The sequence below is a fragment of the Methanobrevibacter sp. genome, from assembly GCA_022775905.1.
In the GTDB taxonomy this organism is placed as follows: Archaea; Methanobacteriota; Methanobacteria; order Methanobacteriales; family Methanobacteriaceae; genus Methanocatella.
Genome location: JALFJX010000037.1, coordinates 20939 through 35376 on the forward strand (window position 1 = coordinate 20939; position 14438 = coordinate 35376).

General features: G+C 33.2%; 15 protein-coding genes. 13 read left to right on the forward strand and 2 right to left on the reverse strand.

Translation table 11 applies throughout. The features are described from left to right. Positions 1-33 precede the first annotated feature (33 nt). The 11 genes from MR875_09885 (at position 34) to MR875_09935 (ending at position 9424) form a co-directional block, all read left to right on the forward strand. A complete protein-coding gene (locus tag MR875_09885; GenBank protein MCI6995147.1) occupies positions 34-1929 on the forward strand; it encodes an ATP-dependent DNA helicase in 1896 nt (631 codons plus the stop codon). Between the two features lie 69 nt (positions 1930-1998). Further along, positions 1999-3447 (forward strand): AAA family ATPase, encoded by a 1449-nt coding sequence (locus MR875_09890; GenBank protein ID MCI6995148.1) that lies wholly within the window; start codon positions 1999-2001, stop codon positions 3445-3447. After that, on the forward strand, positions 3440-4513 hold the full coding sequence (locus MR875_09895; GenBank protein ID MCI6995149.1) for a zinc ribbon domain-containing protein: 1074 nt from the start codon (positions 3440-3442) through the stop codon (positions 4511-4513). Before MR875_09890 ends, MR875_09895 begins: the two co-directional genes overlap by 8 nt. 6 nt (positions 4514-4519) lie before the next feature. After that, the gene (locus MR875_09900; GenBank protein ID MCI6995150.1) at positions 4520-5116 is read left to right on the forward strand and encodes a hypothetical protein; all 597 of its coding nucleotides are present in this window, start codon (positions 4520-4522) and stop codon (positions 5114-5116) included. An 8-nt stretch (positions 5117-5124) separates the two neighbouring features. Continuing rightward, a complete protein-coding gene (locus MR875_09905) occupies positions 5125-5598 on the forward strand; it encodes a DUF3482 domain-containing protein (GenBank protein ID MCI6995151.1) in 474 nt (157 codons plus the stop codon). A 152-nt stretch (positions 5599-5750) separates the two neighbouring features. Then, a complete protein-coding gene (locus tag MR875_09910; protein ID MCI6995152.1) occupies positions 5751-6644 on the forward strand; it encodes an SseB family protein in 894 nt (297 codons plus the stop codon). Positions 6645-6678: 34 nt separating this feature from the next. Further along, positions 6679-7290: a hypothetical protein gene (locus MR875_09915; GenBank protein ID MCI6995153.1), complete on the forward strand. Its 612-nt coding sequence runs from the start codon at positions 6679-6681 to the stop codon at positions 7288-7290. A gap of 8 nt (positions 7291-7298) precedes the next feature. Next, positions 7299-7628: a zinc-ribbon domain-containing protein gene (locus tag MR875_09920; GenBank protein ID MCI6995154.1), complete on the forward strand. Its 330-nt coding sequence runs from the start codon at positions 7299-7301 to the stop codon at positions 7626-7628. A 7-nt stretch (positions 7629-7635) separates the two neighbouring features. Then, positions 7636-8820: a hypothetical protein gene (locus tag MR875_09925; GenBank protein ID MCI6995155.1), complete on the forward strand. Its 1185-nt coding sequence runs from the start codon at positions 7636-7638 to the stop codon at positions 8818-8820. Positions 8821-8843: 23 nt separating this feature from the next. Continuing rightward, positions 8844-9134, forward strand: coding sequence for a hypothetical protein (locus MR875_09930; protein ID MCI6995156.1), 291 nt, complete (start codon positions 8844-8846; stop codon positions 9132-9134). Further along, positions 9131-9424: a hypothetical protein gene (locus tag MR875_09935; protein MCI6995157.1), complete on the forward strand. Its 294-nt coding sequence runs from the start codon at positions 9131-9133 to the stop codon at positions 9422-9424. The genes MR875_09930 and MR875_09935 overlap by 4 nt, the downstream gene beginning before the upstream one ends. Positions 9425-9450: 26 nt before the next feature. Here the strand turns inward: MR875_09935 and MR875_09940 are convergent, their stop codons facing one another. Continuing rightward, the gene (locus MR875_09940) at positions 9451-9798 is read right to left on the reverse strand and encodes a hypothetical protein (GenBank protein ID MCI6995158.1); all 348 of its coding nucleotides are present in this window, start codon (positions 9796-9798) and stop codon (positions 9451-9453) included. Between the two features lie 341 nt (positions 9799-10139). Beyond that, complete coding sequence (locus MR875_09945) at positions 10140-10760, reverse strand: cation diffusion facilitator family transporter (GenBank protein ID MCI6995159.1); 621 nt, start codon at positions 10758-10760, stop codon at positions 10140-10142. A 77-nt stretch (positions 10761-10837) separates the two neighbouring features. Here MR875_09945 and MR875_09950 point away from each other — a divergent pair, with 77 nt between their 5' ends. Both MR875_09950 and MR875_09955 read left to right on the forward strand, forming a co-directional pair. Continuing rightward, positions 10838-11377, forward strand: a complete 540-nt coding sequence (locus tag MR875_09950) for a glutathione peroxidase (protein ID MCI6995160.1) — start codon at positions 10838-10840, stop codon at positions 11375-11377. A gap of 103 nt (positions 11378-11480) precedes the next feature. Continuing rightward, entirely contained in the window at positions 11481-14327 is a 2847-nt protein-coding gene (locus MR875_09955; GenBank protein ID MCI6995161.1) for an SGNH/GDSL hydrolase family protein, read from the forward strand. The last annotated feature ends 111 nt before the right edge of the window (positions 14328-14438 follow it).

Below are 14438 nucleotides of genomic sequence, written 5' to 3' on the forward strand. Positions count from 1 at the left end.
GATTTAATTATTAAATTTAAATATCAGACTATAATGATGGACTGGCAATATAGTAATTATTCAAAAGTAAATCCTAAAGCAAGGGAAAATTTCCCATTTGAAAATCCCCGCGATGATCAGCTTGAGACAATCTCTGAAATTATGGATGCAATTAATCAGGGCTATAAGTATATAGTACTTGAAGCAGGAACCGGTACAGGTAAATCCGCAATTGCAGCAACATTAGCCAATATGTCAGAATCATCATACATTTTAACCGTCACCAAACAACTCCAGGAACAGTATTTAAGGGATTTCAATGATTTCAAAGTGGTTAAGGGAAGATCAAACTTCCAATGCCAGAATTACATAAATCAATCCTGCAAGGAAGGCAAATGCCTGATTGAAGGATATGACTGCAAATTCTCTTTAAAAAACAGGGAAAATGAAATAAGAAAAGACAATACCTGTCCATATTATTATCAGAAATATTTAGCGTTAAATACAAAAACAGTCATTTCCAATTACTATTACATGTTCCTGGAGCTCAATTACGTCAAGGATTTTCAGAAGAGAAATCTGCTGATTTTTGATGAAGCACATAACCTGGAGTCAACATTAATGGATGAATTGACTCTTGAATTCTCCAAAAGCGACCTTGAAGAATATATCAATTACAAATTGACATATGATAAGATTGAAGAATTATACAATCCTCATTATTCAAAATGGATTAAATTCATCAATGAGATTAAGGAAGGATACCAGGAAGAATTGGATAAACTTGAAAGCTTAAATAAAGTAGAGCTTGGAGAAAAAATAGCTTTCATCAAACATCAAATCAATGACTGCAGCAGGTTTATTGACCATTTGATACATGACCCTGAAACATGGATTTTTGACTGGGATGATGATTATCAGCTGGCACAGTTTAAACCCTTGAAAATTGACAATTACGCTAAAAATACATTATTCGATTATGCTGATGTATGTGTATTCATGAGTGCAACAATCCTTGACTGGGAACTGTTTTCCAAATGGCTTGGAATACCTCGTGATGAGATATATGCAATAAGGAGAAAAAGCCCATTTGACATTAAAAACAATCCTATTACTGCATTTGACGAGTATAATTTATCAAGAAACTTCATCAGGGCCAATGCTCCCAAAAGCATCAGGTCAATTAATGAAATCCTCGAAAAGCACAAAAATGAGAAAGGAATAATTCATACTGTCAGCATGAAATGCAGAGATTTCCTGATGGACAATATTGACAATTCCCGACTGATAACTCATGATAGCAAAAACAGAACTGAAATTCTTGATGAATTCATCGCTTCAGATGAACCTCTGGTTTTAATATCCCCATCTATGGGTGAGGGTGTTGATCTTCCAGGAGACTTATGTCGTTTTCAGATAATCTACAAACTGCCGTTTCCCGATTGGGGAGACAAGCAGATAAATCAGAGAACAGAAATCGACAGGGAATGGTACGACTACAAAACCTGCCTTAACATTGTCCAGACACATGGAAGGGGAATGAGGCACAATGAGGATTATTGCCACACTTATGTTATTGACAGTCGATTCAAGACATATATAAAGGAAACATTTCCAAACAACTTCCTTCCAGATACATTTAAAGAGGCAATTGAAGGAAATGAACTCGATTTAAAAGAAAAGAATAGATTAATGGAAATCGGCGATTCATACATAAAAAACAATGACTATGAATCAGGAATCATGTTTTTTAAGGAGTTATTGGATAATGAACTCTTTCAAAATGACCTATATCCATATCTCTGTTTATCAAAAATGTTTCATGAAACTGGGATGTATGAAAATGAAGTTCAAATAATCATGCAATTCTTAAGCACCGGCGCTAAATCCAGTCAATTAACTAAAAGATTAGAGAAACTTGCAGCTATGGGGTACTTTGATTTTGCATAAAATATTAACACAACTTATATTAACTTTTTAAACACAAATATATTATCAAGAAAGTTAAAGGTATTTTCTATGTTGGAGTGGACCATTTGTAAAAACTGCGGTACAATATTGGATAATTCTCAAAATAAATGTCCAAATTGTCAAGGGGAAGTCGAAAAAGCAAATATTGATTATCTAAAAGATTATCTAAACAATTTGAACTTTCTTTTAAAGACATTGAATATTTTTACTCCATACTGCAGTTCCACAAAGGACATGTCAAATATCACACTGGAAAGCATCATAATCGATGATTTGTTTAAATACTTTTCATATCTTGGTTTGGGAGATGGCAAAGTCACAGACAATGAAGTTGAATTCATAAATTCACTTTTGAACACCAATTTTTCAAAAGAAGATATTACAGCTTTGGCTGATGCTAAAATCGATACACTGCCATATTCCTTCAAATGCATTGAAGAAGTGGATGAGTACTGCCAAAACTTTGATATGCATCAGCTTAACTCCTGCAATGAACTGTTCAACTGCTTTAAGATATTTGGAAAATTCTTCATAACTGTCGATAATGAGCTTGACGAGGATGTACTGAAAATCTATTCCAATTATATTACAAAGCTGGAAGATTCTCTTAAAAGCAAAAACGTTACAATCAAACCGATTGACCGTCCAAATAACAAAACAATGCCTGAAGAGGAAAAACATTCATTTGATGAATATATGGATGAACTGAATAAGCTTGTTGGCCTTGAAAAGGTTAAAAAGGATGTCAATTCATTAATCAATCTGGTTCAAATCAGAAAGCTAAGAGCAGAACGTGGAATCAAACAGCCGCCGATGAGCCTTCATCTGGTTTTTTCAGGAAATCCCGGAACCGGAAAGACAACAGTTGCTAGACTGTTGTCCAAAATATATCACGAAATCGGTTTATTGTCAAAGGGACATCTCATTGAAACCGACCGCTCAGGTCTTGTTGGCGGATATGTCGGACAGACTGCAATTAAAACCCAGGAAGTCATCCAGTCTGCACTTGGTGGAATACTGTTTATCGATGAAGCTTACAGCTTAACATCAAAAAGTGAAAACGACTATGGAAACGAAGCAATAGACACACTTCTAAAGGCAATGGAAGACCACCGTGACGATTTGATTGTAATTGTAGCAGGATATCCTGCATTGATGGAAAAGTTCCTATACTCAAATCCCGGCCTTGAGTCAAGATTCAATAAATTCATCTGTTTTGAGGATTACAATGAAGATGAACTCTACAATATATTCTGGCTCATGTGTGAAGACTCATCACTAACGTTGGATGCTCCTGGAGATAAGTATATAAATGACTACTTTAAAAGAATATATGAAAATAGATCACCTAATTTTGCTAACGGAAGGGCTGTTAGAAATCTATTTGAAGAAGTGATAACTAATCAGGCTAACAGATTAGCTGCAAAAGACAATATAACTGACGAAGAATTAAATACTTTAACATACGAAGATTTTTTGGTTGATGAAAATGAGTGAAAAAATTTGTACAAACTGCGGAAATAAAGTGGATGGAAATGTCAACTTCTGTCCCAAATGCAAATCACAATCATTTAGAAACGTTAATGAGCTTGCAAAGCCAAAAGCTACCTTTGTTCAGAATTTACTTTACAAATATCAGAACAATTATTATGTATTATCAAAAGCTAAGGTTGGAGCATTAATTACATTTATCGTATTTGGAACTTTAGCATTTCAAACTCCTGGAACAATATTAATTTCATTGATTATAGCATTTTTAGTTTATGCAATGGGTTATGCTCTTAGAAGAGCTTTAATGGATAAGAATAGCAGATCACAGATTTACTTTAAGAATAATAATTTAGGTTTAATTCAAGATTTAATACATTTATTCGGATATTGGCAGGATAGGGAAAATGGTGAATATAAAATATCAAAAACTAAACTAGTTTCACTTATTATCTTCTTTATCTTTGCGTGTGTTGGTATTGCACAAGTGCCGGGAAATCCATTTGCATTTTTCGTTTTCGGTTTTTTCTTTTCAGCACCAGCATTTGCCGTTGGATATGCAATCCACAGATTCCTCACTTCAAGACCTGTTAAAAAGGTAGCTAAAAAGGCAGAACCTTTAATTGAAAAAACAACCGGAATCAAGGTTGAAAAGCCAAAAACATCTTCAAATACATATAATGTACATGAATTTGACAAATACAGGAAAAAATTAAGTGAATTATCCATAATGTATGAAATCAAAGAGAAAAACGCAAGAAGTTTAATTGAAAAACGTTTCACACCACCTCAATTGACTTATGACAGATTCATTGCATCTGTTGACAACTCAACCAAGATGTTTAACATGCACTCAGATGCTGTTTCAAACATTATTGGGCTTGCTTCACAGGACAGTGCAAAAATAGATCATGAAATCAACAACAGACTTGACATTCTCGAGTCACTTGTCAAAAAGATGGATGAACTTGTAAATGAACTTGTATTGAGCTTAAATGAAAACGAAGAGGAAGACAATGTCTCCAATGTCTTTGAGGATATGGATAGCTTAATTGATTCTGTTAAAAATTATTGATGAAAAATGTTTAAAAAAGTTCTGATTGCATTGATTGCAGTATTTGTATTGATGAGTGCAGCAAGTGCTGTTGACTCATCAAACTGGAATACAACCACTGTCGGTTATGAGACATTCAAGATACCTCCGCAGTACAATAACCCATACATCAGCGACTTTGACATGTATGAGTTTGATGAGAATATTGATGTTTTCACACTCAGATATGTAAATCCCAATCTTATGAGTTTATACGGCTATTTCATAAGCCAGTATCATGCAAAAAAGGTCAATGTATCAGGACATGATGCAGTTCACTTCACATACTATGACAGACATGACGGGACAAACAATTCAATTTTATGGTTTTCAGCAGGAGATGAATTCTATTATATCAACTGGATTGGACATAATATAACCTCAGACATTAAGGAAATAGTCAAAAGCGGATCAAAATCAGCATACACTCATAAGGAATTCTACAGTACATTAAATGAAGAATACAATAACTATGAGATTGTACATGCAATAGAATCACAGCCTTCAGATTATCCTCAAAAGGAATCCTCACGTACCTTTGTATCATTCGGAACAAACGGTTTTGGAATTGGAAAAATATTTTAGGTGTTTAAATGGATGATGAAATCCCAATTAAAAGAAAAATAGAAAAAAAGAGACATACACTTTTAGACAGGATTAAAACAACAAAGGAATTTGTTGAAGACACTGCAATCAATGTGGTTACAGCACCTAAGGAAATAGTTGATGATGTGCTCAGGCAAAAAGAAAACAATATGCCTCAGAAAGGCTTTGAAGAGTCTTTAAAATATATCATGGAGCATAATAAGTCAAAAGTTGAATTTCCTGTTGACTCCAAATCAAAAGAAAAGATATCCAAAATGCTTTCACCTGAAATAGTCGGAAGTGCAGGAGGCTTGATTGGAGCTGCTGCAACCGTAGGACTTATAGGTTCAACACTTGGTGCCGGTGCATTGATCGGTGGAGTAATAGCTAAAAACTCCAAAGACATGTCCTGGGTTGGGGCGGAACTTGTAATCCTTGAGGAGGAACTTGTCATTTCAAAAATTCACACTTCATTTCGATGAAATAAAGCACGTAAGCGTTGACAACGGACTGGTTGTTCTTACACTGAAGGATGATGCATTGGCATTCAGAACATATAATGCAAAGGATCTTAAAACTGTCATCGTTGAGCGAATGAATAAATATTATAACAATAATTAACAGATTACCATTAATGACTAATCACAAACACCTACGTACTGTTATTGAAGACATATATTCAAATGGAAATAAACTAACTGAAGAACTCACTGCTCGTCTGATACATGAATTCAGATACTCCAACTTGTATATTCCCGCCAAAAGGGAAAATGATACCTTAAATTTCATTATCTATGAAGATGGTGATACAAAATTCACTCCATTGTTTACGGATATGGATGAATTCAGGAAGTTCTATAAAAATGATGAATCCATTCAGATTTTACAGAACCCGTTTGAATTATACCAAAATGTCCTCAAAACAACAGATATTGGAGGTTATGTCTTAAATCCTGCTTCTGAAAAGTATCTCTTCCAGAAGGAATTCATATTGGCAATAGACAATATTCCAAAAACTAATTTTTACACTACAAACCCGTATTCAGAAGAGGAATTATTGGCTTTAAAAAAATCAGCTGACAATAAAGATCTTGAAGAGTTCATTTCAAACAGGGCCAATATCGGTGACTTTGAAGGATTGTTTGAGAAGATGGCGCAATCACAGCTGCTTGCACTGATGCTTTCTGACTTGAAGCTCAAAAATGAGATGACTTCACTTAAGGAAAGCGGACCTGTCGCTTCAATGTATACTGACAAGGTTGGAGGAATCTATGCAACAGTATTTACCTCAGAAGAAAAGATGAATGCGGTAAACACCAAAAAGCACAAGTATTCCCAACTGGTAAATCTTGCAACTCTTGTCAATTTCATCCTGACTGAGGATATGGACGGTCTTATTTTAAATCCTGAAACTGATAATGTTCTGGTTCCAAGAACTACACTTCTCAGATATTCTCTTGGCTTTGAGATGTATGCAAATGATGAAAGGTTATCAGAAGCCATGTTTTATCTCTTTAAAATAATATAAAATTTTAATAATCATATGTTATATACTCATTATTATGTCAGAATTATCAGAATTGATTCAAATTAATAAAAACATTGAAAAGCAGAATGAGGAAATCATTCGTCTTTTAAAAATAATCGCTAATGAGAAGAAAGAGGAACCTCCTAAACCGCAAATTGATTTAGGTGAATTGTACTTGTCAAATGAAGCGCTCAAAAAGGCACTTGGAGAGGAAGACAAAGAACCTGAAGTAGTTGAAAATACCTGGAGAATAGGATCTTTGCTTGACACTTCACTTGATGTTGGTGAAGTGCATTTCCTTGAAGGTTCAGACATCTTCAAAATATCTATTAAAAATAATGAAACTATAATCGATAATTTAACTGGTGATGGTGAACCTAATACATTTGCTTTTGAGGAAATGATTGCAAATGAATCAGTCAATCAAAATAAAAGTTTGGAAGATGGTACAGTAATACTAAGTAATGAACATTCACAAAACTTGCCTGAAACTTTAAAAATTTGTATTGAACAGGGAGCTAAAAAAGCATACATGCCAATTTTTACAGCAACACAGCTTGTTGGAGCACCAAATTCCCTAATGGAACTTGTGAAACTTGACTTTTATAAAAATGAAGATAACTTAATTGAAAAATTATTTAAATAGGTGATTTAATGTCAAAATTCTGTCCAAAATGTGGTGAAAAATTAACAGATGAAGCTAAATTCTGCAAAAACTGCGGAGCAAGTCTGGAAAACAGACAAACAAATACTCAAAATTTCCAGCAATCAAACCAGTATTATCAAGTTCCAAAAGTTGAAAATGAACACAAAGCCGCAACAATCATAGGTTATATCTGTGCTGTTTTAATACCTCTGTTTGGATTGATTTTTGGTATTTATTTGGTAACCCGTAATGACTCTGATAAAGCAAACCGTCACGGAAAGATTATAATTGGTGTTTCTGTAATAATTTGGATCATATCATTCTTATTAATGAGATGAATATTTTATGTATAGTGGATTATCAGATTATTTAAGATTAGACAGCAAAAAAAGAAGGGCAATCGATGAATTAATCCGTTCTATTGAAAATGAAGTCCTTTTTGAATCCAGTGAGTTTGTCCCTGAATTATCAGATTCAGAATATTATTCACATGAAGATTGTAATGAGGATGCTTGCATTTGTCTTGAAGAACCAGAAATTCCAAAGACAAAATACTGTCCAAAATGCCATAGGCAATATCCTGAAATGGAAAATTTCTGTTCTGAATGTCTGATTCGTCTTAAAAGAATTGATGATATCACAAAAGTTAGGGATATTCAATCAAAACCAAGTTTTGAGGTTGAAGGATTTAAATCCTATACAACATTTGAGGAGATTTTCACTCCTGAAAACATGGAAAAAATCCAAAATTTTAAATTTACACCTCAAAAATACAATAATATAATAAAAAACATCAAAATAGCTGCTTTAAGTGAATTCGACAATCTGGTCAGGTCAAATGAAATGGTTCTTGACTACTTAAGCATATTGGATAAAGTGCTTCTGTTTACAAAATCATTTGTTGAAGTCGACTATAAATCATACGGCCAGGAATTGGGTGTATTCACATTTAATAAAATAGATATTGATGACAGACAGGTTGATGGACTTCAAATAACCACATTGACTCATGAACTTTCACACTTTTTAATAAAAGAGATATTGTCTCAAATCATTTGCAGCATACTTGACTGCAATAAAAATTCATTGATAGATGCAATTTCCACATTCATATTGACATATTCGCCGTTAAATAGGCTGATTGATGAATATTCAGCGCATACTGTTGAAGGAAGATTCACTGCATACGGATATCAGGATTACTCTTCATTCATCCAGATACAGGAATCCCTTAAAGGTGAAATGCCTGAAGAGGAAATAGAGATAGCAAAATCCATTGGAAACACATTTTCCATAACAATCAAGGACATTCTTGAATCATATCTTGATGATGATTTAAGGCGTGAAATCAAAGACCAGTTCCTCAATGATACAAGAGACAGTCCAAAATATGAAATGCTTGCATATGAAAACTGCAAGCAGCTTACAAAAAAAGGTTTTATGCAGGCAATATGGCTTATATTAAGCGAAGGATTTGAAGTTGCAAACAGACATATTGAAAAACTAGAATCATACGAAAAGGCTTTTTAAAATTAAATACAAAAATGATTACCATGAATATTAAGGAAAGAATTATACAATTACACTTTGAGCAAACAGGAAACACCGTTGAAATCAGTGATGTGCTCTTGACCATCATTTCAAAATTTCAATTATTTGAACCATGCCAATATTTATCTGAAGATGACGACTGGGTAAATGTATCTTTGGTTTCTATTGAAGATGAAAAGTCTTCACAGGCAATGTCAATTCTTAAAAAGGAAATAACTGCATTCGGTGTATTCAAAAAAGATGATGATGAAGAAATTACCGCACCTGCAGTATCACAGGACTTGTACCAATGAAGGAAATATTCATAGAAGCTGATTTTGATGTAGATGAGATTACATCAAAAATTAACAGTTTAATGTCAAAATGGTCCATTCAGCTTCTGGATATCAATGGACCCAATTGGATCGTATTTGACTATGATATGGAAATCAAATATGTATTCATATTCAATGTTGATTTTAGTGACATTGAAACACGTATAAAACTAGAAGATTTGAAATTGAATGTTATCCATCATATTGAAGGCTTAAAAGACGAGACTACATATAGGGATAACTTGATTAATGGTGTTTTTTTCGATTAAAAAAATAAAAAAAGCAAGAATTAAAATTAATTAATTCTTGTATTGTAATATCTAACACCTTGGTCATCGTAGGTATACCATCTGTTTACCTCTTCATCGAACTTTTCACCAATAACCGGCACGTATGAATCGGACTGAGGATTGTATACCTTGTAGGTAGTATTGTTGTTGGTTAAATTTTCATCATTACGCGGGGAATTGTCTCCAACGACAGTGGTATTCTCTTCAACACTGGTGTTAGTGTCTGTTGCAGTGGTGTTGTCAGTGATGTTTAAATGGGTGTCATTGCCATTAAACATTGTGTAAGCACCCACTGCTATTAATGCAACAACAAGAATTGCTATTGCAATGAGTAAAATATTTTTATTTTCCATAATTACACCTTGATTATTAGTTTTAATGAACTACTATATTAATCTGATATGTCATAATCATCAATAATGAACTATTCAAATTCAGGGTGTTCTGCTTTAATTTCATTGTAGATTTTTTCTTTTACTTTATTACGGTCAGCATCAAAGTCAACGATTATATCAAAATTGATTAATTTCTTGTCTTCCTCTACATGAATCCGTGAATCTCAAGTACTTCCTCATATTTTGATGCAATTTCATATAGTCGTCACGAATTTCATTATAATTATCATTTTTAGCATAGATTCCAATAGTTAATCCTATTGAAAATTCATCATATATTTTATAGGAAATATTCCTGGTTAATTTTTGAATGTCATGTGCGGTATATCATCATCAACCTCAATATGGACTGATCCATGCATATCTTCAGGTCCGTAGTTGTGAAGGCTTAAATCATATGCTCCATAAACTCCAGGAACCTCACATATTGATTCTTTTATTTTACGGGAAAGTTCCGGGTCAACCCTTGCACCAATCATGCTGTCAACGGTTTCCCTGAGCATATCAATACTTGCCTTGATGATAACAATGGAGATAATAACACCTAAAATTCCTTCAAGGGAAATGTGGAAGAATATGGATACGATAGCTGCGATTAATGTTGAAAGGGATAAAATTGCATCAAAGAATGCATCGCTTCCGGAAGCTACAAGTGCCTGTGAATTGATTTCTTCACCAACATTTTTAACGTATTTTCCAAGTCCCAATTTTACCAATACTGCAACTGCAACGATGACAAGTGAAACTGTAGTGTATGCAGTAACATCAGGGTTAAATATCTTTGGCCATGATTCCATAAATGCAGTAACTCCCGCCCAAAGCACAATAGCTGCAATGATTACTGATGCAAAGTATTCAATACGTCCATATCCATAAGGATGGTTCTTGTCAGGTGCCTTACCTGCAAGCTTTGTTCCGATAATAGTAATAATTATTATTTTTGAGTAAAAAGTTTAAATACTGTAAATTTTAATAATACCTTTAATGAGGTTTATTCATGTCTATTTATGATTTTGAAGTAAACGATGGTGAAGGTAACACTGTTTCCCTTTCACAATATAAAGATAAAGTGCTTTTAATAGTAAACTCAGCTACCAAATGCGGTTTTACACCACAGTATACAGAATTGAATGAAATTTATGCAGAATTCAATGAAAACGGTTTTGAAATATTGGATTTTCCATGCAACCAGTTCGGAGGACAGGCACCGAGATCTACAGAAGAGATTACTCAAGTATGCCGTTCAAAATGGCTTGTTCCATACACAATTTTCGACAAGATTGAAGTAAATGGTGAAAATGAATCACCTTTATACACCTATCTTAAAAAGGAACAGCCTTTCAAAGGAATTACAGGTAAGGGTGCAACAAAGCTTAAACTGGTTTTGACTGCAGTTGACAGACATTACAAGGACAATGATGACATCAAATGGAACTTTACCAAATTTTTGGTTGACCGCCAGGGAAATGTCATAAGACGCTTTGAACCGACCGAAGATTTAAATGATGTAAAAGAGGCTATCAAGTCCCTTTTATAATTTTTCTTTTTTTGATGCTGTTTTTCACAGAATTATTTCAATAATGATTTATATCTGAATTTATAAATATAACGACAATAAAAGTGAGGTCGTTGATACAATTTTGATTAAATATCATAAGAAAATTTTAACAATTTTATTATTATTTGCATTATTGTTTTTAACAATCGGTTGTATTTCCGCAAGCGATAATGTCACTGATGCTAATTCAACAGAACAGTATAATGCAAATAATATTTCTACGGTAAATAATACAGTAAATGATGAATCTGATGCTCATTTGAGTAATTCAAGCAATTCTTCTTCTAATTTTAATAATAATTCATTAATTACATATGATGATGCATACGAAAAGACCACCATGGAATACTCTTCCATCATATCTGACTATACATCAGGAAATGTAATCTACAATGTTAAAGTCTATTCAGTATTGAATTTCAATGGAACTAAATATAAAGACCCTAAATATAACTCTCTTGTCAAATTAAGAGTATATACTGGTAGTAATTATAAAACTTATTCTGCATATATAGGTAATGACGGTATAGCTTCAATTAAAGTGCCTAATTTATCAATAGGATATCACAAAGTTGAAATATTTTTCGATAATGTGAAAAGGGCAACATCCTATATCAAGGTAATCAAATCCACAACAAAAGTTTACGCTCCAGCCAAGACCATAAAATTCAGGAAAAATACCAGCTATAAAATCAAGGTTTTGGATACACACAACAATTACGTTAAATATGTTATTCTTAAAGTTAAGGTGTATACCGGAACTAAATATAAAACATATAGTCTCAAGACAAACTATAAAGGTATAGCAACATTTAAAACCAGTGGCTTGTCCTTGGGAACCCATAAGATTATTATAAGTACATCCAACAAGAATTATAAAGTCAGTAAAACTTCAAAGATTGTAATTAAAAGAACTGTTTCTTCAATTACAACATTAAAAGCGATTGCATCTGCTAAAACGGTGCAGAAAGGCAATTCATATGATATTAAAATTGTGAATGCATATGATGATCCTGTAAAAAAAGTTTCACTCAAAATCAATGTCTATACAGGTAAGAAAATTAAGGCATACTATGCTACAACCAATACCAATGGTATAGCGTTGCTTAAAACAAGTACAATGTCACTGGGAAGTCATAAATTAATCATCACTTCAAATACTAAAAACTACAGAATCAGCAAAAGCTCTTCTGTGACAGTAAGCAAATCAGTTCCTTCAAATACCATTAAAACTACAGTATTGAAAAACGTGACCTATTATCCAACATCAGATGGAAAGTATAAGGTTAAATTAGGTTGGATTTCAAAGGCTGGAAGTTCATATCAAGTTTTAAGAAAAACAAATGGAAGCTATGCATTGCTTTCTACAGTCAAATCCACTTCATCTGTTGCAACATTCACTGATGAAATAGATGACAGTGCCAAATACATATACTCCGTTAGGGAAATAATTGTAAAAAGCGGCACTAACATTTTAGGACCATATGATTCAGAGGGTTTAAAGTTATTGAAAAGCCCTAACGTGTCTGTAGATTTCCAGAACCTTAAAGCAGAAATCACATGGGACAAAGTTAAAGGTGCAACAAAATATATTATTTTCAGAAAGGTTGGCCGTGACGGATCATTTAAATCCATAGGAAGCGTTAGTGCAAACGTATTCAGTTATACTGATGTTTATTCAAAATCCGCTAGCCAATTAAGCAGCATTCTCAACAGTGGCACATTTGCAGATCCAAGTTTCAATAGTCTGTTTTATACAGTACGTGCATGCACATCCAAAACTGCATATAGCATCACAAAGACCAGTTATGGTTTATACTTGGTTGATGGTGATTTTCATCTGGAAGCTCCATGTATCGTTTCACTTAAAGATAATAAAATTAAATGGGGTAAAGTTCCAAATGCCGACGGATATCTGATTCTTAAGATGAACAGTACTGATGAGGACTGGGTTGTTATAGGTAACGTTACTCAAAAATCATCAACAACAATTACATTGAATTTGGATGATGTTGATAATGATTCATATTATACTGTAAAGGCATTTGCAGTTAAAAATGGTCAGATTGTCTATAGTGATTTTGACACAGGATTTTCTCTAATGAACTACTCACAGGAAAATTCAAAATATAGAATATTGTACTTTGGAGACAGCATTACATATGGTTCACCGTATAAATCAACTTCAACAAGACACATATTCTCCATTCCATATAGGGTAGCTGAATTGCTTGGATGCGTTTACTATAATCCTTCCATTCCAGGTTCCACTTACCATGATTTGGGACAGAAAAATGGAGTGAACATTGAAAATACAAATTATTACAGATATCGTATTTGTAGGGAAGTTGTTGACGCGATAGCTGTTGGAAATCTCCCTGGAAACTGGAAAGATCTTGATACTTCAAAAAACAGTGAAGGGGAAACTAATACTTCCATAGATGATTACAATATTGTTGTTTTATCCGCAGGAACCAATGACTATCTTGACAATACAATTTTGGGATCAATAAATTCCAAAGATACAAAGACTTTCTATGGTGCATTAAACCATATTATGGATAAAATAGAAGAAGCAAGCAAAATGCGTGTTGAAAGAGGTGAAGAACCTATTAAAGTAGTCTTTGTCGATTTATATTATTCTGACCGTACATATACTAATTCAATAAGGGAAAACAGGGATGTTACTCCAAACAAGATTGGTTTAACATTAACTGATTATCAGGATGCTTTAGATAACATATACGATAAATGGAACAGCTGTGAATATTTAACATTATATAATTTCGATACAAGGGCTTATGACATTGTTAATCAGGACAATTGTCCATATACTGCATCAGACAATTTGCATTTCTCAAAATTCACTTATGGACAATATGGTAATGCATTTGCAAGTTTCCTTGAAGAAAATGTTTTTTCTGATTAGTATTAAATAAGATGTAGATTTTCTACATCACTTTTATTTTTTTTAACTCAAATTCATCTGAAATTCAATCATATATCGATAATAATTTATTTTAAAAAATGAATATATGAT

What these genes read in the sequence shown, in the direction of transcription:
- MR875_09885 (MCI6995147.1), top strand. Translation starts at nt 34, where the DNA reads ATGATGGACTGGCAATATAGTAATTATTCAAAAGTAAATCCTAAAGCA.
- MR875_09890 (MCI6995148.1), top strand. Translation starts at nt 1,999, where the DNA reads ATGTTGGAGTGGACCATTTGTAAAAACTGCGGTACAATATTGGATAAT.
- MR875_09895 (MCI6995149.1), top strand. Translation starts at nt 3,440, where the DNA reads ATGAGTGAAAAAATTTGTACAAACTGCGGAAATAAAGTGGATGGAAAT.
- MR875_09900 (MCI6995150.1), top strand. Translation starts at nt 4,520, where the DNA reads ATGTTTAAAAAAGTTCTGATTGCATTGATTGCAGTATTTGTATTGATG.
- MR875_09905 (MCI6995151.1), top strand. Translation starts at nt 5,125, where the DNA reads ATGGATGATGAAATCCCAATTAAAAGAAAAATAGAAAAAAAGAGACAT.
- MR875_09910 (MCI6995152.1), top strand. Translation starts at nt 5,751, where the DNA reads ATGACTAATCACAAACACCTACGTACTGTTATTGAAGACATATATTCA.
- MR875_09915 (MCI6995153.1), top strand. Translation starts at nt 6,679, where the DNA reads ATGTCAGAATTATCAGAATTGATTCAAATTAATAAAAACATTGAAAAG.
- MR875_09920 (MCI6995154.1), top strand. Translation starts at nt 7,299, where the DNA reads ATGTCAAAATTCTGTCCAAAATGTGGTGAAAAATTAACAGATGAAGCT.
- MR875_09925 (MCI6995155.1), top strand. Translation starts at nt 7,636, where the DNA reads ATGTATAGTGGATTATCAGATTATTTAAGATTAGACAGCAAAAAAAGA.
- MR875_09930 (MCI6995156.1), top strand. Translation starts at nt 8,844, where the DNA reads ATGAATATTAAGGAAAGAATTATACAATTACACTTTGAGCAAACAGGA.
- MR875_09935 (MCI6995157.1), top strand. Translation starts at nt 9,131, where the DNA reads ATGAAGGAAATATTCATAGAAGCTGATTTTGATGTAGATGAGATTACA.
- MR875_09940 (MCI6995158.1), bottom strand. Translation starts at nt 9,798, where the DNA reads ATGGAAAATAAAAATATTTTACTCATTGCAATAGCAATTCTTGTTGTT.
- MR875_09950 (MCI6995160.1), top strand. Translation starts at nt 10,838, where the DNA reads ATGTCTATTTATGATTTTGAAGTAAACGATGGTGAAGGTAACACTGTT.